Below are 23,006 nucleotides of genomic sequence, written 5' to 3' on the forward strand. Positions count from 1 at the left end.
CCAAAACCCGGCTTTGGCCGGGTTTTTTACACCAGCAATACCCCGCACACTCAAGGACTGAATGTGAACTCCATCCGCAATGCTCAGTTGATCGTCGCCGCCCGGCTGATTTCGGACTTCGGCGCTTTCCTCAACATGGTCGCCCTGGCTACCTACGTCTACCTGCTCAGCAATAACGCCATGAGCGTCGGCATCTTCCTCGCCAGCCGTGTCGCCGGGGGGATCCTGGCCAGCCTGATCGGTACCCGGTTCTATCGCCGCTGGGCCGGGCGCCTGCCGCTGATTGCCTTCGATCTGCTGCGTGCCGGTTTGCTGGGGCTGCTGCTGGTGCTGCCGGTCAGCCAACAAGCGTTGCTATTGCCGCTGATCGCGTTTGGCCTGGGGTTTGGTAATTCGATGTTCGCCATCGGCCTCAACAGCCAATTGCCGCACCTGATCGAAGAGGCGCAATTACTCAAGACCAACGCCTGGATAACTTCGGCGTCGTCTGCGGCGATGGTCAGCGGGAGTCTGGTGGCTGGGTTGTTGGTGGCGGGATTTGGCTTTGAAACGGTATTTGCATTGAACGTGGTCACGTACCTGCTGGCTGCGCTGCTGATTGTGCCACTGCGGTTTTGCGGACCGGCCCCCAGCTGTGATGAACCTCTTCACAAACAGGGCGAATGGCAGGCCTTGCGCCAGGGTTTGCGCACGGCGCCGGTACTGGCGGCGATGTTGGCCGTCGCCATGGCCGACACCTTGGGCAGCGCCGCGCACAACGTCGGTCTTCCGATCATTTCAAAACTGCTCACACCCGAGTCGGCCAGCACCACCCTGGGCCTGATGCTGGCGGTGTGGGCCTGCGGCAAGTTCATCGGTGCGCGAATCGCCAGTCGCCTGAAAGGCACGGACAACGCGCACCTTGAGCGGCGATTTTTCTTTGGCGTGTTGCTGATGTCCTGCGGATTCATCCTGACGTTTCAGCAGCAGACCCTGTACGGTTTGCTGCTGTTTTCGTTGCCCGCCGGGATAGGCGACGGGTTCTCGGAGGTTGGCCTGATGTCGCGCCTGCAACGTGAACCGGACAGCCTGCGCCTGCCGATTTTCAGTTTTCTGACGCTGCTGCAAATGACCGGGTTCGGCGTCGGCATGTTGATCGCCGCGCCGTTCTATTCCTGGTGGACACCCGGCGCGGTGGTGCTGTTGTTCCACGGCATTCCCCTCACCCTGTTGCTGGTGGTGAAGGGGTTGGCGCTCAAGAATGAGCGGGTTCGACGCAGCAACCCGAGGCCAGCTCCTTGAGAATCGGGCAGTCCGGGCGGTGGTCGCCGTGGCAGTGTTCTACGAGGTCTTGCAGGGTGTCGCGCAACTGACCAAGTTCGCGGATCTTCTGGTTCAGCTCATCGATGTGTTGACGGGCCAAGGCCTTCACATCGGCACTGGCGCGCTGGCGATCCTGCCAGAGGGTCAGTAGTTTGCCGACTTCTTCCAGTGAAAAACCCAAGTCCCGAGAGCGCTTGATGAACGCCAGGGTGTGCAGGTCGTCGTCGCCATAGACCCGGTAGCCACTGTCGGTGCGATGGGCCGCCTTGAGCAGGCCGATGGATTCGTAATAGCGGATCATCTTCGCGCTCAGACCGCTCTGGCGGGCCGCTTGGCCAATGTTCATCGATCGTCCTCCGGGTCTTTGGGTTTCCAGGTTTTCAACAGTAACGCATTGCTGACCACGCTGACGCTCGACAGCGCCATGGCCGCGCCGGCCAGCACCGGGTTGAGGAAGCCGAATGCCGCCAGTGGCAGGCCGATCAGGTTATAGACGAAGGCCCAGAACAGGTTCTGGCGAATTTTCGCGTAGGTCTTGCGGCTGATCTCCAGCGCCGCCGGCACCAGCCGTGGGTCACCGCGCATCAGAGTGATGCCGGCAGCGTGCATGGCGACATCCGTGCCGCCGCCCATGGCAATGCCGATGTCAGCAGCAGCCAGGGCCGGGGCGTCGTTGATGCCGTCGCCGACCATCGCCACCACGCCGGTTTTTTTCAGCGCGGCGACGGTGGCGGCTTTGTCCGCTGGCAGTACTTCGGCGTGAACATCCTTGATGCCCAGCGCTTGGGCGACGACTTTGGCACTGCCGCGGTTATCGCCGGTCAGCAGGTGGCTGCTGATATTGCGGGCGCTTAGGCGTTGCACCGCTTGCAGGGCGCCGGGCTTGAGCGTGTCACCGAAGGCGAACAGGCCCAGCACCCGAGGTTCGGGGCTTTGTTCGATCAGCCAGGACAGCGTCCGGCCTTCGGTTTCCCAGGCGCTTGCGGAGTCGGTCAATGGCCCGGCATTCAAGCCACTTTCTTCCAGCAAACGCCGATTGCCCAGGGCCAATCGCCGACCATCGAGGCTGCCGGCAATGCCGCGCCCGGTCAGCGATTGACTGTCGCTGACATCGGCCACGGTCAAGCCGCGCTCGGCGCAGGCATCCAGCACCGCCTTGGCCAGCGGGTGCTCACTGCCGCGTTGCAGCGCTCCGGCCATTTGCAGCAAGGCGGCTTCGTCACCCTCGATGGCACTCAAATGCGCGATGCGCGGCGTGCCCGAGGTCAGTGTGCCGGTCTTGTCGAACACCACGGCGCTGACTTCGTGGGCGCGCTCCAGGGCTTCGGCGTCCTTGATCAGAATTCCGTGGTGCGCCGCCACACCGGTGCCTGCCATGATTGCGGTCGGAGTGGCCAACCCGAGCGCGCAAGGACAGGCGATCACCAACACTGCGACGGCGTTGATCAATGCGGTTTCCAGCGGCGCACCGTACAGCCACCAACCAACCAGGGTCGCCAGTGCAATCAGCAGCACCACGGGCACGAACACCTGGCTGACTTTATCCACCAGTTTCTGGATCGGCGCTTTCGCCGCCTGCGCGTCTTCGACCAGGCGGATGATCCGCGCCAGCACGGTTTCTGCGCCGAGCGCCAAGGTCCGCACCAGCAGCCGACCTTCACCGTTGATCGCACCGCCGGTGACCTTGTCGCCCGGTTGTTTTGGCACCGGCAGGCTTTCGCCGCTGATCAACGCTTCATCGGCGTGGCTCTGGCCTTCCACCACTTCGCCATCCACCGGGAAGCGCTCGCCGGGTTTGACCATGACCAGATCGTTGAGGCGCAAGGCACTGATCGCAACCTCCTGCTCGCGGCCGTCGATCACTTGAATGGCTCGCTCCGGACGCAAGGCTTCGAGGGCGCGGATGGCGCTGGCGGTCTGGCGCTTGGCGCGGCTTTCCAGGTATTTGCCCAGCAACACCAAGGCAATCACCACCGCCGAGGCTTCGAAATACAGGTGCGGCATGCGACCGGCAGCGGTGGCCCACTCGTAAACGCTCAAGCCGTAGCCGGCGCTGGTGCCCAGAGCCACCAGCAAATCCATGTTGCCGGCACCAGCGCGCACGGCTTTCCACGCAGCGACATAGAAGCGGGCGCCGAAGACGAATTGCACCGGCGTTGCCAGCGCGAACTGCACCCACGCCGGGAGCATCCAGTGCACACCGAAAGGTTGCAGCAGCATCGGCAGCACCAGCGGCAAGGCGAGGGCGATGGCCGCCAGCAAGGCCCAGCGTTCACGGTTCAGGCGTTGTTGCTGATTGTCGGTTTGCGGGTGTTCGACTTCCCAGACGCGGGCGGAATAACCGGCCCTGGTCACGGCGCCGATCAAGGTTTGCGGATCGACCTGGCCAAGCAGTTCGAGGTGCGCCCGTTCGTTGGCCAGGTTGACGCTGACACTCTTCACCCCAGGCACCTTGGTCAATGCCCGTTCGACGCGGCCGGCGCAAGACGCACAGGTCATGCCGTCGATACTCAATTCGAGGGTCTGCTGTGGAACGCTGTAACCAGCCCGCTGCACGGCGTCCATCAAGGCCGGCAGGCTGTCACTGGGCGCTTGCACCCGAGCCTGTTCGGTGGCCAGGTTGACGCTGACGGCCGTGGCGCCGATGACTTTGCTCAAGGCACGCTCGACACGCCCGGCGCAACTGGCGCAGGTCATGCCGGCAATCGGCAGATCGAAAGTGGTGGATTCGGACATCGGTCACGCTCCCTGTAGAAATTACCTACAGGATCAACCTTGCCATGCTGGCAAGGTCAAGTGCCATGTCTCAGATCAAAAGATTGCAGACGACTCAGTACTCCAAAGCCGCAGGCTTGAGGTACATCCCTTCCTGCGTCATCGCAATCCGGAACTTCAACACATCCCCAGCCTTGAGTTTGATGTCCTGCGAGCCCGGCGCGAGCATGCCCGGGTTGCAGCCCGGCGCCTGGCCCGGCAGCAGTTTGAGGCGCAGGGACACATTGCCCGGCGGCAGGTTGAACGAGGTGCTCTGTTCCTGGAACAGCCGCCCGGCCAACTGATCCTGGATGTACACGCCGATCTCGCAGGAAGTCGATACTTCCAGGCGCTCGCGGGAAATGATCAGCACGCCGTAGTCCTCCCCGGCGGCTTGAACCGAAGGTGTCGCGGCAAAGAGGCTGAGGAAGCCAAACAGGCTGAGAGCTGACCAGCGCATGGCTGAATCTCCTGATGTCGAGTCATTGATGGGCGCAGCTTGGCCGAGCGCGACGCCGATTGCCAGCCCGGCAGCTTGTTTCAGAACTTGACCTTGCCATGGTGGCAAGCTCGAGACTGCGCGCAACCCTCATATAAGGGCTTCATGAAAGGGCTTCATTAAAGGAGATGTCCCATGCAAGTGTTCAACGTTGAAGGTATGTCCTGCGGTCACTGCGTCAAGGCCATTACTGAGGCGCTGCAAGCCAAGGATCCGGCAGCCAGTGTGCGCATCGATCTGGCGGCAAAAGAAGTCGGCGTAGAAAGTGCGCTAACAGCCGATCAGGTGATCGCCGCCATCACTGAAGAGGGTTACGGGGTAAAACTGGTCTGAGCTATTTTTAATAAAGCTATTTTTAATAGTTAGCGACCTAACGGAATGTTCAAGGCGTCCACGTCCGGCTAGACTGTCAGCCTGCCGATCCATGGCTAACCTGTCTGCCCAACCTGGACGCCTGATGAACCTGCGCACAATCCTGATTCTCGGCGCCTTGAGCGCTTTCGGTCCGCTGGCGATCGATTTCTACCTGCCGGCCTTCCCGGCGATGGCGCTCGCTTTCGGTACCGACGAAAAACACGTTCAACTGACCCTGGCGGCCTATTTTCTTGGGCTTTCCATCGGCCAACTGGCGTACGGCCCGGTGGCGGATCGCTTTGGGCGACGGCTTCCCTTGCTGACCGGCGTCGGCCTGTTCACCGTGGCCTCATTGGCCTGTGCTTACGCGCCGAGTCTGGAGTGGCTGATCGGCGCACGCTTCGTCCAGGCGCTGGGCGGTTGCGCGGGCATGGTGATCGCCCGGGCAGTGGTCAGCGACAAATGTGATGCGGTGGGTTCGGCGAAGGTCTTTTCGCAGTTGATGCTGGTGATGGGCCTGGCGCCGATTCTTGCGCCGATGCTGGGCGGGTTGTTGGTCAACACGTCGGGTTGGCAGTCGATCTTTCTCGCGCTGACCGGTTTCAGTGCATTGGCCGGGTTGGCGGTGGCCCTCGGGCTGCCGGAAAGTCTGCCGGCCCATGTGCCGCGCCAACCGTTGTCAGGTGCGCTGCGCCAGTACGGTCGATTGCTGGCGGACCCGATATTCCTCGGTCATGCCCTGACCGGTGGTGTCGCCATCGCCGGGATGTTTGCCTACATCGCGGGCTCGCCGTTCGTCTTCATCAAACTCTATGGTGTGCCGGCTGAGCATTTCGGCTGGCTGTTCGGGATCAACGCGGCGGGGTTCATTCTGGTGGCCCAGGTCAATGCCCGGTTGCTGGCGAGACGCGGTCCGGCCTTCTTGCTGGCGCGTACTGTCTGGCTCTACCTGGCGGGTGGCCTGGCCCTGTTGGCGGTCAGCTCGCTGCACACTGCGCACTTGTGGCCGTTGCTGATTCCGCTTTTTGTCTGCATCGCCAGCCTGGGTTGTATCGTGCCCAACGCCTCGGCCTGTGCGATGAGCGGGCAGGGCGCACGGGCGGGCAGTGCCTCGGCGATGCTCGGCTGCCTGCAATTCAGCGTCGCCGCCGGGGCCGCAGCGCTGGTGGGTGTTTTGCACGATGGCAGTGCCATGCCGATGGCCATGGTCATCAGCCTGTGCGCAATTGTGGTGGTGAGCGTGGCGATGCTCACCCGGCGTTTGCAGAATGCCCGGGCGTTGGAACAAGCCCAGGCCTGAGGACGGACTCAGCCAGCAGTGCGCTGCTGACGGCCGGGAATCTGATGGGGCGCGAGCAAGCGCGCTTCAAGCGTTTTAGTGAAGGCCAGGGCTTCGGCTTCACTGCGGAACGTCACAGCGTGTTGATCCAGGCGAACCTGCCAGCGGGATGTTGCCAATTCTTTTATCAGGATCTTCATTGCTGAGTTCCTCTTGTGAAAGACGTCTCGCAAAAGACATCACGTAAAAGATTGTTCGCAGAGTTTTCGATTGTAGACCTGAATACGATCGCAATTGTGACAACGATCAACTCTCTGACTGACGGCAAAAGATCGCTGGCGCAGCGATCTTTTGATCTTCGGGTCAGAACCCTTCAAGCACAATCTTGCCCTTGGACTTGCCGCTTTCCAGCAGTTCATGGGCGCGACGCAGGTTGGCGGCGTTGATGGTTCCGAAGTGCTCACCGACCGTGGTTTTCAGTGTGCCGGCATCGATCAGCCCGGCGACGCGGTTGAGCAGTTTGTGTTGCTCGATCATGTCGGCGGTTTCGAACAGCGAGCGGGTGTACATGAACTCCCAGTGCAGCGACAGGCTCTTGCGTTTGAGCTTGGTCACGTCCAGCGCCTTCGGATCATCGATCAGCGCCAGTTTGCCTTGCGGCGCCAATGCCTCCACCAATTGATCCAGGTGTTGGTCAGTCTGGGTCAGGCTGGCGACGTGGGTCACATGCTCGAACCCGGCACGTTTGAGTGCTTCACTCAGCGGCTGAGTGTGATCGATCACCTGATCGGCACCCAGGTCACGTACCCAACTCTGGGTTTGGGCACGGGACGCGGTGCCGATGACTTTCAACCCGGTGAGCTGGCTGGCAAATTGCGTGAGGATTGAACCAACGCCCCCGGCGGCACCGACGATCAGCAGGCTCTGACCCTCATCGGTTTTGCCTTCGCGTATTTGCAGGCGTTCGAACAACAGTTCCCACGCGGTTATGGCGGTCAGCGGCAGGGCGGCGGCTTCGGCGAAACCAAGGGTCTTGGGCATATGGCCGACGATGCGCTCATCCACCACATGCAGCTCGCTGTTGCCGCCGGCACGGACGATGGAGCCGGCGTAGAACACCTTGTCGCCGGCCTTGAACAAGGTCACTTCGCTGCCAACAGCCTTGACCACACCCGCCACGTCCCAGCCCAGCACTTTGGCCGCGCCACCTTCAGGCTGTACGTTCTGGCGAATCTTGGTGTCCACCGGGTTGACCGAAATGGCTTTGACCTCCACCAACAGGTCGCGCGGGCCGGCGACCGGTTCTGGCAGTTCGATATCTTGCAGGGATTTTTCGTCGCTGATCGGCAGGGAGGCGTAGTAGGCAATGGCTTTCATAGTGGGATCCTGGGAGAGAGAGGATTTCGATGGCACAGATGATTGGTTATTTCTCTGCAAGATAAAACCCGCTAAAAGAGCAGTCTCTTTCAACATTTTTTTGATAATCGGGGCTGAAGATGTTGCGTTTCGATGACTTGCAGTTGTTCGTTCGGGCGGCGGACCTGGGCAGTCTGTCGGCGGCGGCTCGGGGGATGGATATGTCGGCGGCGGTGGCCAGCGCGGCGTTGAAGCGCATCGAACAACAACTTGGCGCACGCTTGCTCACCCGCTCTACCCGTAGCCTGCGCCTGACGGCCGAAGGCGAGGGCTTTCTGGAGTACGCCCGGGCCGCCTTGAGCAATCTCGATGAGGGCCGCCGTTTGCTGGCCAGTGGGCAGGATCAGGTCAGTGGGATTTTGCAGCTGTCGGCGCCTTCGGATTTCGGGCGCAACCTGCTGTTGCCATGGCTCGACGAGTTTCAGCGCGAGCATCCGAAACTCACCGTACGGTTGCTGTTGGGCGACCGCATCGCCGACCTGTTCCGCCAACCGGTGGACATCGCCCTGCGTTACGGCGAGCCGGAAGACTCGAGCCTGGTGGCGTTGCCCATCGCGCCGCAGAACCGTCGCGTGCTGTGTGCTGCGCCGAGTTATCTGGCCCGACATGGCGAACCACGGCAGCTGGAGCAATTGGCGCAGCACAATTGCCTGCTGTTTATGCTCGGTAGCCGGGTCCACGATCACTGGAGTTTTCACGACGGCAAACGTGAGGTGAGCCTGACCGTCAGCGGCGATCGCTTCAGTGACGATGCCGATGTGGTGCGGCTGTGGGCCGTGGCGGGAGCGGGGATTGCGTATAAGTCCTGGCTCGATGTCGCCACCGATGTGCTCGCCGGTCGCTTGAAAGTGCTGATGCCTGAATTGCTCTGTGAGCGCGCACCGCTGAATTTACTGTGCGCCCATCGCGCACAATTGAGTAAGCCGGTGAACCTTTTGCGGGAAATGCTTGCCAGCCGATGCGCTCGGATAAGCAGTCAATTTCCGACGATATCGGGTGTCGATCATTAGTCGCAGGCAAATAGCGAAATTTCTGTCAGGAACTATCACCACCAATGGATTCCCGAGGGCAGGAACCGGCGGTTAACCCGCTTATACTAGCGCCCGCCTCATGTACGCGCCGTCGACCTCGCAATGGCGAGTCCACGTTCGAGTCGGTCAGACCCTACGGTCATCACCGGACCTTCGCTGCACCCGCGAAGCAATGGCCTGGGTGAGTGGGTGGCTTTGCCCGGCTTATGGCGGTTTACGCGTCTTGGCCGAAGACACATTACTGGTCATGATGACTCTGAGCAGTAGACGAAACGATTCAACAGGGAGTGAATACATGGAACTTGCACCTTGCATCAGCCAGATTGCCACGTTGCTGGCTGACCCAAAGCGCAGCGCAATGATGTGGGCCTTGATGGACGGCACGGCACGGCACACTGAGGAGCTGGCGTTGCTGGCGGGCCTGTCGCCGTCTTCGGCCAGTGCGCATCTGGGGCGCTTGTCCACCGGCGGTCTGTTGAAAGTCGAAACCCGTGGGCGCAAACGGTTTTTCCGGCTTGCCGCGCCCGAAGTCGGCGCCGCGATAGAAGCCTTGGCCAGCGCTACCCTGGCCAGCGCGCCTCGGGATATTCCAGAGGTGTTCAAGCGCACGAGCCCTATCGCCAAACCTCAGTCGGCGCCTTCGTCACTGCTACGGGCCAGGCTTTGTGACGACCATCTGGGCGGTACCCTGGCCGCCGATCTTTACCAGCGTCTGCTGGATGCCGGCTGGATCGAGCAGCTCGATCAGCGTGTCATGATCACTCACAAGGGTTCCACGCAATTGGCAGCACGCGGTGTGTTCATCCAGGCGCTGGCCCATCGCAACGGCAGAGTCGCCTGCGCGTGCCCGGACTGGAGCGAAAGACGCCCGCACATGGGGGGTTCCTTGGGAGCGGCCTTGTTGCAACTGTTCATGCAGTCCGGCTGGTTGAGCCTGCCCAGCGATTCGCGAGCCTTGCAGATCACGGCCACGGGGCAACGTGAAATCCATCGTTTCGCCAAGGAAACCGAGCTGGAAATGGCGCTTTAGAGCCATTGGGGGGCGATGTCCGGGATTCTGGGCTTCAGGCGTCGTTCAGAGCTGTGGGCAGGTCGTATCCAGCAATAACCCCCAGTCACTATCGCGCACACTCGATCCGGGGACTTTCGGATTGGGGGAATGTGGCATGGAAACACGAAGCTTCAGCGCGGCGGAACGACTGGAACGGCTGCCCATCAGTGGTTATCACCGCATCATTTTCATCATCATTGCCTTGGCGTTTTTCTTCGACTCCATGGACCTGGCGATGATGACCTTCCTGCTCGGCTCAATCAAAACCGAGTTCGGCCTGAGCACGGCGCAGGCCGGGTTGCTGGCCAGTTCGAGTTTCTTCGGCATGGTGGTGGGTGCCTCGCTGTCCGGCATGCTGGCCGACCGCTTCGGGCGCAAACCGGTGTTCCAGTGGAGCATTGTGTTGTGGGGCATCGCCAGCTATCTGTGCTCCACGGCGCAGAATGTCGAAACGCTGACATTGTTCCGAATCCTCTTGGGGATCGGCATGGGCATGGAGTTTCCAATTGCGCAGTCGATGCTGTCGGAGCTGATTCCGGCCAAGCGGCGTGGGCGTTACATCGCATTGATGGACGGCTTTTGGCCGCTCGGTTTCGTCGCGGCCGGGGTGCTGTCGTACTTCCTGTTGCCGGTGATTGGCTGGCGCGACATCTTTCTGGTGTTGGCGGTGCCGGCGGTGTTCGTCCTGGCGATTCGTTTTTTCATTCCCGAGTCGCCGCGCTGGCTGGAGCAGGCCGGGCATCATGATGCCGCGGACACGGTTTTACACCGCATCGAAGAACGGGTTCGGGCTTCATTGGGCCGTTCGGATCTGCCTGAGCCGATTCGCCTGCCACGGGTGGCGAGTCAACCGGGCAACTTCTTCTCCGCGCTGCGGGAAATCTGGTCGGTGCAGTATCGCCGGCGCACGATGATGATCTGGAGCGTGTGGTTCTTCGCCTTGCTGGGTTTCTATGGCCTGACGTCCTGGCTCAGTGCGCTGCTGCAACAGTCGGGTTTCGCCGTGACCCAGTCGGTGTATTACACGGTGCTGATTTCCCTCGGCGGGATTCCCGGGTTCCTCATGGCCGCCTGGCTGGTGGAGCGTTGGGGGCGCAAACCGGTGTGCGTCGTGACCTTGCTCGGCGGCGGGGTGATGGCGTTTCTTTATGGTCAGAGCGCGGTGTTCGGCGGCAACGTCAGCCTGTTGATCTCATCGGGACTGCTGATGCAGTTCTTCCTGTTCGGCATGTGGGCGGTGCTCTACACCTACACCCCGGAGTTGTACCCGACGTCGGCACGGGCTACGGGCTCGGGGTTCGCTTCGGCCATCGGCCGCGTGGGTTCGCTGCTCGGGCCATTGGTGACCGGGCTGGTGTTCCCGATGACGGGGCAGGGTGGGGTGTTTGCGCTGGGGGCGATGTGTTTTGCGATTGCGGCGGCAGTGGTGTGGATCTTCGGGATGGAGACCCGGGGCAAGACATTGGAAGAATTGAGCGAGCCGGTGATCATCAATTAATCACCCAACCTGTGGGAGCGGGCTGGCCCGCTCCCACAGGTTTATCGGGTGACCTTTAAGGTTTCACCAACCGCGCATCCAGGCTGTTCTGCGCCAGACGCTTGGCCTGATCCTGGGTCATGCCCAGATCGGTGTACAGCGCGTGGAAGTTCTCGGTGACGTAGCCGCCGAAGTACGCCGGGTCATCGGAGTTCACCGTAACCTTCACACCGCGCTCAAGCATCTCGAGAATGTTGTGCTGGGACATGTGATCGAACACGCAAAGCTTGGTGTTCGACAACGGGCACACCGTCAGCGGGATCTGCTCGTCGATGATCCGCTGCATCAAGCGCTCGTCTTCGATGGCGCGCACGCCGTGGTCGATGCGCTGGATTTTCAGCAGGTCGAGGGCTTCCCAGATGTACTCGGGCGGGCCTTCTTCACCGGCGTGGGCCACGGTCAGGAAGCCTTCGTGGCGGGCACGGTCAAACACGCGCTGGAACTTGCTCGGCGGGTGGCCCATTTCAGAGCTGTCCAGGCCCACGGCCACGAATGCATCACGGAACGGCAGCGCCTGGTCGAGGGTTTTCTGCGCTTCGTCTTCGCTCAAGTGGCGCAGGAAGCTGAGGATCAAACCGCTGGTGATCCCCAGTTGCTGTTCGCCATCTTTCAATGCGGCGGCGATGCCGTTGAGCACCACTTCGAACGGGATGCCACGGTCGGTGTGGGTTTGCGGGTCGAAGAACGGTTCGGTGTGAATCACGTTCTGTTCCTTGCAGCGCAACAGGTAGGCCCAGGTCAGGTCGTAGAAATCCTGGGAGGTGCGCAGCACATCGGCGCCCTGGTAATACAGGTCGAGAAACTCTTGCAGGTTGTTGAAGGCGTAGGCCTTGCGCAGGGTGTCGACGTCGCTCCACGGCAGGGCGATCTTGTTGCGTTCGGCCAGGGCGAACAGCAGCTCAGGCTCCAGCGAACCTTCCAGGTGCAAGTGCAATTCTGCCTTGGGCAGAGCGTTCAGCCAGTCGTACATTTTTGAAATCTCATCAAGTGCAATGGGGGCATTCTACAGATGCCCGCCGAAACAATGAGTAAAACCTGACCAGCCGGTTCATTACACGGCTTCCTGTTCCCGTCGATAAGCATAGGTGTCGGCGAAGCGCGAGAGCAGGAATTCGGCGCAGGTGGTGGCCGGATACTTCGCCGGATGCTGTTCGTCCTGGCAACCGGGCAGGCATTCGATGGGGGTGTCGGGATGTGGCTCGGCAAAGAACGGCATCGAGTACCGATCCACTCCCAGCGGGCTGATCACCCGATGTGGCGTCGACAGGTAACGGTCGTTGCTCCAGCGCGCCATCATGTCGCCGAGGTTGACCACGAACGTGCCCTCAATCGGCGGCGCATCGATCCATTCACCTTTTACGTTGCGCACTTGCAAGCCGCCGGCGGCATCCTGGTAGAGCAGGGTGATGCAGCCGTAATCGGTATGGGCGCCGGCGCCTTGCTGATCGCAGGAGCTGGCCGTGTGACGTGGCGGGTAATGAATCATCCGCAGCACGCTGACCGGCTCTTTGAAACGGCTATCGAAGAAGTCACGCTCGATACCCAATGCCAGGGTCATGGCTCGCAGCAGGGTTTGCGCGAGTGCTTGCATGTCGACGTAGTGTTGCTCCATCAGCGATTCCCAACCGGGCATCGACGGATGACGGTTGGGTCCGCGCAGGGGTTTGTCCGCCAGCACCTCGGGATGATCGGCGGGCAGGTGCAGGCCCATGTCGAAGGTTTCTTTCAGGTCGCTGGGTTTGCTCGGGTCGAGTTGTTCGGTGGCGATGGCGCCATAGCCGCGGTGGTGGCGGGTCTGGGTGATGTCGATCTTGAGTTTTTCGGCGGCGGGCAGGGAGAAGAAGCGTTGGGCATGGTCGAGCACGGCACCGATGCGCTCTGCCGAAATCGGGTGGCCTTTGATGTAGAAAAAGCCCCATTCGCGGCAGGCGTGGTCGATTTCTGTGGCGACCGATTGCCAGGCTAGAGCGTCATCGTTGTAGAGCGGGGCGATGTCGATGATCGGGAGTTGGTTCATTGACGGTTCCAGGCGAGGTTTTGTGCTGGGGCCAAAAGATCGCAGCCTCGCTTTGCTCGACAGCTCCTACAGGGGAATGCGAAATCCTGTAGGAGCTGCCGAAGGCTGCGATCCTGGCGGTCCCACTGACGGAAATTTACTTCGGCATCTCGGCCTTCATGCCTTCCACGTAGTAGTTCATCGACGCCAGTTGCGCATTGGTCGCGCTCACGCCCGCCGGGATTTTCTCCACGCCGGCCTGATCCTTGATCGGCCCGGTGAACGGATGCAACGCGCCGCTCTTGATGTCGGCAATGATCTGCTCGGCTTCGGTTTTCACTGCGGCCGGCACCAGGTCGCTGATTGGCAGCTCAACCGTGCCTTCCTGCAAACCGCCCCAGTAATCCTGGGGTTTCCATGCATGGTCGAGCACACTTTGGGTCGCCTGAATGTAGTGCGGGCCCCAGTCGTTGACGATAGACGTCAACACCGCTTTCGGCCCGAAGTGCGCCATGTCCGATGCATAGCCGACGGCATACACGCCACGCCGTTCTGCCGCCTGGATCGGCGCCGGGCTGTCGGTGTGCTGGAACACCACGTCCACGCCCTGATCGATCAGCGCATTGGCGGCGTCGGCTTCCTTGCCCGGATCGAACCAGGAATTGACCCACACCACTTTGATCTCGGTGCCCGGGTTGTACTTGTTCAGGGCCAGCTGGATGGCGTTGATGTCGCGGATCACTTCTGGAATCGGGAAGGAAGCGACGTAGCCGATTTTCTTGGTCTTGGTCATCTTCGCCGCAAGGAAACCGCCGACGTAGCGGCCCTCGTAAGTGCGTGCCAGGTAAGTGCCGAGGTTCTTGTCCTGCTTGTAGCCGGTGGCGTGTTCGAAGGTCACCTTGGGAAATTGCTTGGCAACTTTCAGGGTCGGGTTCATGTAGCCGAAAGACGTGGTGAAGATCAGGTCGTACTGGTCCTTGGCCATGTTGCGGATCACCCGCTCGGCATCGGCGCCTTCGGCGACGTTCTCCACGTAGTTGGTGGTGATCTGGTCGCCGAACTTCTCTGCCAGTGCCTTGCGTCCCTGTTCATGCTGATACGTCCAGCCGTGATCACCGATCGGGCCGATATAGACGAAGCCGACTTTCAGCGGGGCGGCAGCACTGGCGGTCAGGCTGGCGCTCAGACCGATGGCTGCGGCGACAGCGCAAAGCAGCTGCTTCAACGGACGTTTGTGCATGAACTGGAACTCCATTTTGTTGTGAGGTGTACCGGGTCAATGCAAATTACTGACCAACAGGACAACAAAATAAAAAGATCGCAGCCTTCGGCAGCTCACGCCCCTGTAGGCGCTGCCGAAGACTGCGATCTTTTGATGTTCAATCATCACCGGAGCCAACCCGGTGCAGAGGCTCCAACTCATGCCATCCGCTGGTGCGGACAGCTCACTCAAACTGTGGGAGCGGGGGAGTGTGTCAGGTGCCGGCGATCAACTGCCGAGCCGCTTGACTGTGATCGGCGATCAACCCTTTCAGATCCAGCCCCTCAACCTGCCCATCGATCACTCGCCACTTGCCGCCGATCATCACCCGGTCTGCCCGGTCCGCGCCGCACAGCAACAGCGCCGACACCGGATCATGGCTGCCGGAGAAGCGCAGTTCATCCAGTTTGAACAGCGCCAGATCCGCTTGCTTGCCCACCGCCAGTTCGCCGATGTCGCTGCGCCCGAGCAACTGCGCCGAACCCTTGGTGGCCCAGCCCAATACGCGTTCCGGGGTGATCTTCTCTGCGCCATAACGCAGGCGCTGGATGTACAGCGCCTGTCGGGTTTCGAGCATCATGTTCGAGGCATCGTTGGACGCTGAGCCGTCCACGCCCAGGCCCAGCAACGCGCCAGCGTCGGTCAACTCGATGGTTGGGCAAATCCCTGAAGCCAGGCGCATGTTCGAACTCGGGCAATGGCAAATACCGGTGCCGGCCGCGCCGAGGCGGGCGATTTCGTCGGGGTTGAAATGAATGCCGTGGGCCAGCCAGGTGCGTGGGCCGAGCCAGCCGACGCTGTCCAGATAATCCACGGTACGCAGGCCGAAGCGTTGCAGGCAGAAGTCTTCTTCGTCGAGGGTTTCGGCCAGGTGAGTGTGCAGGCGTACGTCGAGGGTGTTTGCCAGTTCGGCGCTGGCGGACATGATTTGCGGGGTGACTGAAAATGGCGAGCAGGGCGCCAAAGCGATCTGGATTTGCGCGCCGTCACCCCGTTCGTGGTACTCGGCAATCAAGCGTTGGCTGTCGGCGAGAATCACTTCGCCTTCCTGGACAGTCTGCTGCGGCGGCAGCCCCCCGTCTTTTTCACCAAGGCTCATTGAACCGCGAGTGAGCATGGCGCGCATGCCCAGTTCGCGGACACTCTCGACCTGCACGTCGATCGCATTTTCCAGGCCTTCAGGAAACAGGTAATGGTGATCGGCCGCGGTGGTGCAGCCGGACAACAGCAACTCGGCCAACGCGACTTTGGTGGCGAGGGCGAGTTTTTCCGGTGTGAGTCGCGCCCAGACCGGGTAGAGGGTTTTCAGCCACGGGAACAACGGCTGATTGACCACCGGCGCCCAGGCGCGGGTCAGGGTTTGATAGAAGTGGTGATGGGTGTTGATCAGCCCCGGCAAGATCACGTGTTCGCGGGCATCGAAGACTTGTCCACAGGGGGCGGACGGTTGCTGGCCGGCGCCGAGCACTTCGACGATCAAACCGTCTTGCAGCACCAGGCCGCCACGGGCATCGAGCGCGTTGGCCGTGAAAATGGCGAGGGGATTTTTTAACCAGGTACGGGTCGCAGGCATAGTGGCCGGCTCCTCTGAAAGTGGGGTTCAGGGTTGCCAGCTCAGTGTTGCCCTGTCTGCTGATCCAGGGTCGCCGCGGGGGGCGAGGTGCGGAGTTTCGAACAAAACCGTGTTACGGGCAAGCCTCACGCGACCAGACGATGCAAAAACCTGTGGGAGCCGGGCAAGCCAGCTCCCACAGGGAGGTAGTGTTACCAGGGAATGGTTTCACCCCGGTAGTTCACAAAATGATGCCCGCCTTTGCCAGCATACGCATTCACCTGATCGATCAACCCGCGGGTGCTGGTTTCCACATCGATGTCGGCACCTTCGCCACCCATGTCGGTCTTCACCCAGCCCGGGTGCAGCGACAGCACGGTGAGTTTCTGTTCGCCCAATTGCGTGACGAAGCTGTTGGTCATCGAGTTCAGCGCCGCTTTGCTGGCCTTGTACAGCGCCAGCTCCGGCGCGTCGGGCATGGTCACGCTGCCCAGCACCGAACTCATGAACGCCAGCACGCCACTGCCTTCACGAATCTGCGCGACGAAGCGCTGGGCCAGGTTGATCGGCGCCACGGCGTTGGTGAAGAACAGTTGACCGACTTCGGCCAGGGTTGCGCCACCCGGTGTCTGGACCTCCGGCCCCTTGACCCCGGCATTCACGAACAACAGGTCGAACACTTCGCCCTTGAGCTGTTGGCTGAGGGCGATGACCGCTTGCTGATCGTCCATGTCGAGTTTTTCGATCCGTACCTTGCCCAACGTCTGCAAGGCTTCGGCGCTCTGCGGGTTGCGCACGGTGGCGGTGACTTGCCAACCGTCGGCCAGCAGGGTTTTCACCAGCCCGAGGCCCAGGCCCCGGGAGGCGCCGATGATGAGTGCGGTTTTTGCCGTGGACATGAATGGCTTCCTTGATGTCTCGAGAGGGCTTGACCTTGGAGCATACTCCAGGCTTTAGCCTTGTTGCTCCCTGAATGTATGGAGCAATGCCAATGTGGACTTCAACGCAATATCGTCAACTGGTGCGTGGCAGCGCGTGGTACGACCTGATCGTCACGGCGGCATTTGCCACGCCGTGGAGTTTTACGGCGTTGCATGGCGTGCTGTTAAACCTGAGTCAGACTTTCAATCTGCCCGGCGAGCTACCGCCGTTCGAGCCGGTGCACATGTTGATGGCGAATCTGTTGGGCTCGATTGTGTGCGTATGGGCCGTGCTGCGGATTCGCGATCCGCAGCAGATGTTTGGGCGATATGACGCGGTGGGGAGGTTTCTGTTTTCGGCCTGGCAGGCTTATGCGCTGGCCCATGGGGCGAGTTCGCTATTGGCGATTTTCCTGTTCTTTGAATTGGCGTGGGGCGTGGCTCAGGTGTTGCCGGTTCGGACGCCTTCACGGGCCACCATTTAATGCCCCGCCCGCCACGGCTGCCCCAACGACACCGGCGCATACAATCGTGTGCGCACAGCATCCCGGGACAGCAGCACCAACACCACAATGGTCGCGACATACGGCAGCATTGCCAGCAAACTCGACGGGATCGCCAGCCCCAAGCCCTGCGCCACCAAATGCAGGATGCTGGCGAGACCGAACAGATACGCTCCAAGCAGCAACCGCCACACTCGCCAACTGGCAAACACCACCAGCGCCAGGGCAATCCAGCCGCGACCGGCGCTCATGTTCTCTGCCCACATCGGCGTGTAGGCCAAGGACAAATATGCCCCAGCCAACCCCGCCATCGCCCCGCCAAACAGCACCGCCAGCGTGCGTACGCGCAACACCGGCAAGCCCATCGCACTGGCAGCGTCCGGGCTTTCGCCGACCGCCTGAATAATCAACCCGACGCGACTTTTCACAATCACCCAGGCCACCAGCGCAAACAGGGCAAACGACAGATACACCAGCAGGTCCTGGGCAAACAGCATCCGCCCGATCAGCGGAATTTCACTCAGATAAGGAATCGCCAGCGGCTCGAAACCCGCCAACGGTTTGCCGACCCACGCAGCGCCAACGAAGGTCGACAGGCCCACGCCGAAGATCGTCAACGCCAACCCTGTCGCCACCTGGTTGGCGTTGAACACCAGCGCCACCAGGGCGAACAGCGACGACAACAGCATCCCGGCGAACATCGCCAGCAACACGCCGAGCCAGAGGTGGCCGCTGTTCAGGGCGACGATAAAACCGATCACCGCCCCAAACAGCATCATGCCTTCCTGCCCAAGATTGAGGACGCCGCTCTTCTCGCAGATCAACTCGCCCAACGCCACCAACAACAGCGGTGTGCCACAGCGAACCATGGCATAGAAAATATTGCTCAGCAGATCGATATCCATCACAAGGCTCCTGCTTGTACGGCGGTGGTCGAGGTGCGCCGTACCCAGCGCAGGTTCAAACGTGGTCGGTAGAGAATCAGCACGTCACTGGCCAGCAGGAAAAACAGCATCATCCCCTGGAACAATTGAGTGATGGCTTGCGGCAGGTTCATGCTCATCTGCGCGCTTTCGCCACCGATGTACAGCAGCGCCATCAACAGGCTGGAAAACAGAATGCCGATGGGATTCAACCGCCCGAGAAACGCCACGGTGATCGCCGCATAGCCATAACCCGGCGAAACCTGCGGCACCAGTTGGCCGATGGGCCCGGTGACTTCGCAAACCCCGGCCAGCCCCGCCAGGCCGCCACTGATCAGCAGCGCCAGCCAGATCAGCCGCTTCTCGCGAAAGCCGACGAAACCCGCCGCGCGCTTGTCCAGCCCGAGCACTTTGATCTGGAAACCGACAAAGCTCTTTTGCAACAACACCCATACCGCGACCAGCGCGAGCAAGGCGAAATACACGCCCGCATGAACCCGACCGTCCTCCATCAACAACGGCAAACGACTGGCATCGCCAAACATCGCCGACTCCGGAAAGTTGAACCCGGCCGGGTCCTTCAGCGGTCCGTGGACACAGAACAGCAGCAGGTTCAAAGCGATGTAATTGAGCATGATGCTGGTCAGGATTTCATTGGCGTTGAAGCGTGTGCGCAACCATGCGGTCAGCCCGGCCCACGCGGCACCGGCCAGGGTCCCGGTGAGCAGGATCAACACCAGCGCCCAACGGCTTTGCAGGCCGATGATGTTCACCGCCAACGCACTGCCGGCCAAGGCGCCGAGCAGCAACTGACCTTCGGCGCCGATGTTCCAGATCCTTGCCTGATACGCCACTGCCAGGCCCAATGCACAGAGCAGAATCGGCAACGCTTTGACCAACAGTTCGGAGACGCCATACAGGTCGCTGATCGGTGCAATCAACAGGGTGTGCAAGGTCAGCAATGGGTCGTGGCCCAGCGCAATAAACAACAATGAGCCACAGCCCAGGGTCAACACAGCCGCCAGCAACGGCGAGCACCACAACATCAGGCGCGATTGCTGGCCACGGGGTTCTAGAGAAAGCAGCATGTGAAACTCCGTTAAAGCGTTACGGGTGCAGGTGATTGAGGTGCATCGAACTGGCCGGCCATCCAGCCACCGACATCGATCAGGCGGGTGTCGACGGTGGCTTGCAGTGCCGACAGCCGGCCGCCGCACAGGGCGCCGAGGCGATCGCTGATCTGGAACAGTTCGTCGAGGTCTTCGGAGATCACCAGGATCGCCGCGCCAGCGTCGCGCAAGGCAATCAGCGCTCGGTGAATGGTCGCGGCGGCGCCGACATCCACGCCCCAGGTCGGGTGCGCGGCCACCAACAGCCGGGGTTGCTGAAGGATTTCCCGGCCGAGGATGAATTTCTGCAAGTTGCCGCCGGACAGGCTGCGAGCCGGTGCCTGGGCATCGGGTGTCTTGACCCCGAAGCGGCGGATGATCTCTTCGGCCAGTGCCTCGACCTTGCCGCGCTGGATCAGCCCGTTGCTGACCAGCCCCTGTTGAAAGGCGGTGAGCAGGGCGTTATCCGCCAGACTCAGTTCCGGCACTGCGCCATGGCCCAGACGCTCGGCGGGGACGAAGGCCAGGCCCAATTTGCGTCGTGCATCCGGTCTCAGGTGCGCTACCGGTTGCCCGCCGAAACTGATCTTCGCCCCGTCATTTTCCGGAAGTTGTTCTTCCCCACTCAGCAAGGCCAGCAACTCATCCTGGCCATTGCCGGCCACCCCGGCGACACCGACGATTTCGCCGCTGCGAACCTCGAGATCAATGTCCTTGAGCGAGCAGCCGAACGGGTCCGGGTTGTGCCAGGACAATCCAGTCACGTTCAGAAACGCGTCAGCCCCCCTGACCTTCGGATAGTCAGTAATCAGCTCAGCGGCTTCACCGACCATCAACTGCGCCAGTTGCCGGTCCGAACACTCGGCCGGCACGCAATGCCCGGCCACTCGTCCGCCGCGCAACACCGTGGCGCTGTGGCACAGCGCGCGCACTTCGCCGAGCTTGTGGCTGATGAACAGAATGCTGCAGCCCTCGGCGGCCAGTCGACGCAACGTGATGAACAATTCGTCGGCCTCTTGCGGGGTCAGTACCGACGTCGGTTCATCGAGAATCAGCAGGCGGATGTCCTGCATCAGGCAGCGAATGATTTCCACCCGCTGACGCTCGCCGATGGACAGACTGTGGACCAGTCGCTCCGGTTCCAGGGCCATGCCATAGCGTTGGGACACCTCGCGAATTTTCGGTTCAAGCTGCTTCGGCGTACCGGCCGCAGCGCCCATCGCCAAGGCGATGTTCTGCGCCACGCTCAGGGTTTCGAACAGCGAAAAATGCTGGAACACCATGCCGATCCCGAGGCCGCGGGCCTGGGCCGGATTGCGCATGCTCACGCGCTGGCCCTGCCAGATCATCTCCCCTGAGTCTGCGTGTGTGACGCCGTAGATGATCTTCATCAGGGTACTTTTGCCCGCACCGTTTTCGCCGAGCAGGGCGTGGATTTCACCGGGCGCAATGCTCAAGTCGATGGCATCGTTGGCCAGGCAACCGGGGTAACGTTTGCTGATTCTGCGCAATTGCAGGCGGGGTGTTTGATCGGGGGGAGGCGTAGGGTTGGACATGACAGGCTCGGGTCGCAAAAAGATATGCCTGTGGATAAAGCAATTTCCTGGCCATTGAGTCAGGAAATCAACAAAAGCCTGTTGGCACAGGCGTTGCGGACGCTGCCTCGACCTATTCCAACTCCTGGAGAGGCACCACTTGAGGGCAAGGTTTTTGATCAGGCTCCGGTTTTGCGCGCGATCAATTGGTCAAAAAACGAGCAATAGGCTGCAGGCATTGTCAGGCATGGGGCTGCGCCAGCCATGAACGGGTTATCCACAGCTTGTTCCACAGTATCTGTGCGCAAGCCGAGCGCATAGGCATAAGCACTGAGGGGCTTTCTTCTAATGGCGATAAACCACTCTAACTGATTGTTTTTACATGGAATAAACGTCGCGGATGGCGAGTTGGACGAAAAATGAGCAAAGCCCGCAAAGCCGCATGACAGAAGGGTTACAGCAGAATGTGCTCAGGTTATCCACAGCCGGGTGCACAGCAGATGTGGGCAAGTGTCGAGAGCAAAGAAAATCCGGGTGCCCCAAAAGATCGCAGCCTTCGGCAGCTCCTACGAGATTTGCGTTTATCCGGTATTACGGGGGGACACGGTCGGCGTAGGAGCTGCCGAAGGCTGCGATCTTTTGATCTTCAACGCTGCAACAAAATACGCCCGCGACTCAAATCCGCCAGCTGCGTTTGCAGGGTATCGATCTGCCCGTCGCCAATCGCCAATTGCAGTTCCACACCATTGGCCGTGAAGGTTTCCTCCACCACCAAACCACCCAGCTCCGCCACCCGAAGTTTCACTAGCGCCAACTCGCCAAATGCACAGGCACAACGGACCGGCACCCGACTGATCAACTCGACTTTCGGTGCCCCTTGCAGGCATTTGTTGGCACTGCCGCCATACGCTCGGGCGAGGCCGCCGGTGCCCAGCTGGATGCCGCCATACCAGCGGATCACCACGACCGCGACCTGATCGCAATCCTGCGCTTCAATCGCCGCAAGGATCGGCCGGCCGGCGGTGCCTCCGGGTTCGCCATCGTCACTGCTGCGGTATTGATCGCCGAGCTTCCAGGCCCAGCAATTGTGCGAGGCGTTCAAATCACTGTGTTGCTCGATGAACGCCTGGGCATCGGCTGCGCTGGTGATTGGCGCGGCGAGGGCGATGAAGCGGCTTTTGCGAATCTCTTCGCGGTATTCGCAAAAACCGCTGAGGGTAAAAGGCATGGGTGTCTTAAATAGCCGGCGTCAGGCCGCAGCCTTTGAGAATGATGCGAATCAGGTTGCTGCCGGCGTCTTCCATGTCTTGCTTGGTCAACTTGGTGCGCCCGGTGACACGGCAGATCTGCGTGGCAAAGTCGGCGTAATGCTGGGTGCTGCCCCACAGCAGGAAAATCAGGTGCACCGGGTCGATCGGGTCCATTTTGCCGGCGTCGATCCACGCCTGGAACACCGCGGCCCGCCCCTGAAACCAGGTGCGGTAGTCCTGGTTGAAATGCTCAGTCAGGCAATCACCGCCGCTGATGACCTCCATCGCGAAGACTCGCGAAGCTTGTGGCTGGCGCCGGGAGAATTCCATTTTTGCGCGAATGTATCGCGTCAATGCTTCTGCCGGATCGTCCTCGACGGTCAGGGTATTGAAGGTGCTGTCCCACAACTCGAGGATGTTACTCAGCACTGCCACGTACAAACCGAGTTTGTTGGTGAAGTAGTAATGCAGATTCGCTTTGGGCAACCCGGCTTTCTGCGCAATGGTGTTCATGCTGGTGCCTTTGAACCCGTGACGGGCGAACTCGTCTTCGGCGGCTTTGATGATGGTCTCTTCGTTCTTCTGACGAATGCGGCTGGCGGGTTTGCCGCCGTGGGCTGGGACTTCAAAGGTCATAGGCACTTCCGAACAGGTAGATGGGTGCAACCAGATGCGTTGATAACGCACCCACGGGCCTCAGACAAGTCCTATGGCGATAAAACCTTGGGCACCGC

At 60.9% G+C, this 23,006-nt stretch carries 23 protein-coding genes; 8 read left to right on the forward strand and 15 right to left on the reverse strand.

The features are described from left to right. Window positions 1–63 precede the first annotated feature (63 nt). Complete coding sequence (locus ACEN9A_RS02685; protein ID WP_258672280.1) at window positions 64–1,281, forward strand: MFS transporter; 1,218 nt, start codon at window positions 64–66, stop codon at window positions 1,279–1,281. Here the strand turns inward: ACEN9A_RS02685 and cueR are convergent. The 3 genes from cueR to ACEN9A_RS02700 form a co-directional block, all read right to left on the reverse strand. Next, complete coding sequence (gene cueR / locus ACEN9A_RS02690; protein ID WP_007940146.1) at window positions 1,235–1,648, reverse strand: Cu(I)-responsive transcriptional regulator; 414 nt, start codon at window positions 1,646–1,648, stop codon at window positions 1,235–1,237. The genes ACEN9A_RS02685 and cueR overlap by 47 nt on opposite strands. Beyond that, a complete protein-coding gene (locus ACEN9A_RS02695; RefSeq protein ID WP_258672281.1) occupies window positions 1,645–4,038 on the reverse strand; it encodes a heavy metal translocating P-type ATPase in 2,394 nt (797 codons plus the stop codon). Before ACEN9A_RS02695 ends, cueR begins: the two co-directional genes overlap by 4 nt. 94 nt (window positions 4,039–4,132) lie before the next feature. Next, window positions 4,133–4,516: a hypothetical protein gene (locus ACEN9A_RS02700; protein ID WP_018928385.1), complete on the reverse strand. Its 384-nt coding sequence runs from the start codon at window positions 4,514–4,516 to the stop codon at window positions 4,133–4,135. 174 nt (window positions 4,517–4,690) lie between these two features. Here ACEN9A_RS02700 and ACEN9A_RS02705 point away from each other — a divergent pair, with 174 nt between their 5' ends. Next, window positions 4,691–4,888, forward strand: a complete 198-nt coding sequence (locus ACEN9A_RS02705) for a heavy-metal-associated domain-containing protein (RefSeq protein ID WP_096481214.1) — start codon at window positions 4,691–4,693, stop codon at window positions 4,886–4,888. A gap of 124 nt (window positions 4,889–5,012) precedes the next feature. After that, window positions 5,013–6,209 (forward strand): multidrug effflux MFS transporter, encoded by a 1,197-nt coding sequence (locus ACEN9A_RS02710; RefSeq protein ID WP_258672283.1) that lies wholly within the window; start codon window positions 5,013–5,015, stop codon window positions 6,207–6,209. A gap of 8 nt (window positions 6,210–6,217) precedes the next feature. On the opposite strand, the gene ACEN9A_RS02715 is transcribed toward ACEN9A_RS02710, so the two are convergent. Further along, window positions 6,218–6,388: a hypothetical protein gene (locus ACEN9A_RS02715; protein WP_018928382.1), complete on the reverse strand. Its 171-nt coding sequence runs from the start codon at window positions 6,386–6,388 to the stop codon at window positions 6,218–6,220. A gap of 163 nt (window positions 6,389–6,551) precedes the next feature. Beyond that, entirely contained in the window at window positions 6,552–7,565 is a 1,014-nt protein-coding gene (locus ACEN9A_RS02720; RefSeq protein WP_258672285.1) for a zinc-binding alcohol dehydrogenase family protein, read from the reverse strand. Window positions 7,566–7,684: 119 nt separating this feature from the next. Here ACEN9A_RS02720 and vimR point away from each other — a divergent pair, with 119 nt between their 5' ends. The 3 genes from vimR (at window position 7,685) to ACEN9A_RS02735 (ending at window position 11,184) form a co-directional block, all read left to right on the forward strand. After that, window positions 7,685–8,614, forward strand: coding sequence for a transcription regulator VimR (gene vimR / locus ACEN9A_RS02725; RefSeq protein ID WP_019651868.1), 930 nt, complete (start codon window positions 7,685–7,687; stop codon window positions 8,612–8,614). A 316-nt stretch (window positions 8,615–8,930) separates the two neighbouring features. Next, window positions 8,931–9,665, forward strand: coding sequence for an ArsR/SmtB family transcription factor (locus tag ACEN9A_RS02730; protein WP_258672288.1), 735 nt, complete (start codon window positions 8,931–8,933; stop codon window positions 9,663–9,665). A 136-nt stretch (window positions 9,666–9,801) separates the two neighbouring features. After that, window positions 9,802–11,184 (forward strand): MFS transporter, encoded by a 1,383-nt coding sequence (locus tag ACEN9A_RS02735; RefSeq protein WP_258672290.1) that lies wholly within the window; start codon window positions 9,802–9,804, stop codon window positions 11,182–11,184. A gap of 55 nt (window positions 11,185–11,239) precedes the next feature. Here the strand turns inward: ACEN9A_RS02735 and ACEN9A_RS02740 are convergent, their stop codons facing one another. The 5 genes from ACEN9A_RS02740 to ACEN9A_RS02760 all read right to left on the reverse strand — a co-directional run bounded on the left by ACEN9A_RS02740 (window position 11,240) and on the right by ACEN9A_RS02760 (window position 16,931). Next, window positions 11,240–12,193, reverse strand: a complete 954-nt coding sequence (locus ACEN9A_RS02740) for an adenosine deaminase (protein ID WP_007940157.1) — start codon at window positions 12,191–12,193, stop codon at window positions 11,240–11,242. An 81-nt stretch (window positions 12,194–12,274) separates the two neighbouring features. Beyond that, window positions 12,275–13,240, reverse strand: a complete 966-nt coding sequence (locus ACEN9A_RS02745; protein WP_258672291.1) for a 2-oxoglutarate and iron-dependent oxygenase domain-containing protein — start codon at window positions 13,238–13,240, stop codon at window positions 12,275–12,277. A gap of 136 nt (window positions 13,241–13,376) precedes the next feature. Continuing rightward, window positions 13,377–14,459 carry a BMP family ABC transporter substrate-binding protein gene (locus ACEN9A_RS02750; RefSeq protein ID WP_258672292.1) on the reverse strand — a complete coding sequence of 361 codons (1,083 nt, stop codon included), beginning with the start codon at window positions 14,457–14,459 and terminating at the stop codon, window positions 13,377–13,379. A gap of 235 nt (window positions 14,460–14,694) precedes the next feature. Next, window positions 14,695–16,053: an 8-oxoguanine deaminase gene (locus tag ACEN9A_RS02755; RefSeq protein ID WP_258672294.1), complete on the reverse strand. Its 1,359-nt coding sequence runs from the start codon at window positions 16,051–16,053 to the stop codon at window positions 14,695–14,697. A 191-nt stretch (window positions 16,054–16,244) separates the two neighbouring features. Next, window positions 16,245–16,931, reverse strand: a complete 687-nt coding sequence (locus tag ACEN9A_RS02760; protein ID WP_258672295.1) for an SDR family oxidoreductase — start codon at window positions 16,929–16,931, stop codon at window positions 16,245–16,247. Between the two features lie 92 nt (window positions 16,932–17,023). Here ACEN9A_RS02760 and ACEN9A_RS02765 point away from each other — a divergent pair, with 92 nt between their 5' ends. Next, entirely contained in the window at window positions 17,024–17,437 is a 414-nt protein-coding gene (locus ACEN9A_RS02765) for a hypothetical protein (protein ID WP_258672296.1), read from the forward strand. Here ACEN9A_RS02765 and ACEN9A_RS02770 read toward each other — a convergent pair. From ACEN9A_RS02770 to ACEN9A_RS02780, 3 genes are read right to left on the reverse strand one after another with little or no spacing between them, the layout of a single operon-like run. Then, on the reverse strand, window positions 17,434–18,360 hold the full coding sequence (locus ACEN9A_RS02770; protein ID WP_258672297.1) for an ABC transporter permease: 927 nt from the start codon (window positions 18,358–18,360) through the stop codon (window positions 17,434–17,436). The genes ACEN9A_RS02765 and ACEN9A_RS02770 overlap by 4 nt on opposite strands. Continuing rightward, complete coding sequence (locus ACEN9A_RS02775) at window positions 18,360–19,466, reverse strand: ABC transporter permease (RefSeq protein ID WP_105340358.1); 1,107 nt, start codon at window positions 19,464–19,466, stop codon at window positions 18,360–18,362. Before ACEN9A_RS02775 ends, ACEN9A_RS02770 begins: the two co-directional genes overlap by 1 nt. 11 nt (window positions 19,467–19,477) lie before the next feature. Further along, the gene (locus ACEN9A_RS02780) at window positions 19,478–21,043 is read right to left on the reverse strand and encodes an ABC transporter ATP-binding protein (protein ID WP_258672298.1); all 1,566 of its coding nucleotides are present in this window, start codon (window positions 21,041–21,043) and stop codon (window positions 19,478–19,480) included. 30 nt (window positions 21,044–21,073) lie between these two features. Between ACEN9A_RS02780 and ACEN9A_RS02785 the strand changes: the two genes are divergently transcribed. Next, a complete protein-coding gene (locus tag ACEN9A_RS02785) occupies window positions 21,074–21,250 on the forward strand; it encodes a hypothetical protein (RefSeq protein WP_258672299.1) in 177 nt (58 codons plus the stop codon). A gap of 418 nt (window positions 21,251–21,668) precedes the next feature. Here ACEN9A_RS02785 and ACEN9A_RS02790 read toward each other — a convergent pair whose 3' ends face one another. Both ACEN9A_RS02790 and ACEN9A_RS02795 read right to left on the reverse strand, forming a co-directional pair. Further along, window positions 21,669–22,250 carry an IMPACT family protein gene (locus ACEN9A_RS02790; RefSeq protein ID WP_258672300.1) on the reverse strand — a complete coding sequence of 194 codons (582 nt, stop codon included), beginning with the start codon at window positions 22,248–22,250 and terminating at the stop codon, window positions 21,669–21,671. Window positions 22,251–22,257: 7 nt separating this feature from the next. Next, a complete protein-coding gene (locus ACEN9A_RS02795) occupies window positions 22,258–22,908 on the reverse strand; it encodes a TetR/AcrR family transcriptional regulator (RefSeq protein ID WP_007940169.1) in 651 nt (216 codons plus the stop codon). Window positions 22,909–23,006 lie beyond the last annotated feature (98 nt).

The sequence above is a fragment of the Pseudomonas sp. Pseusp18 genome (genome assembly GCF_059506005.1).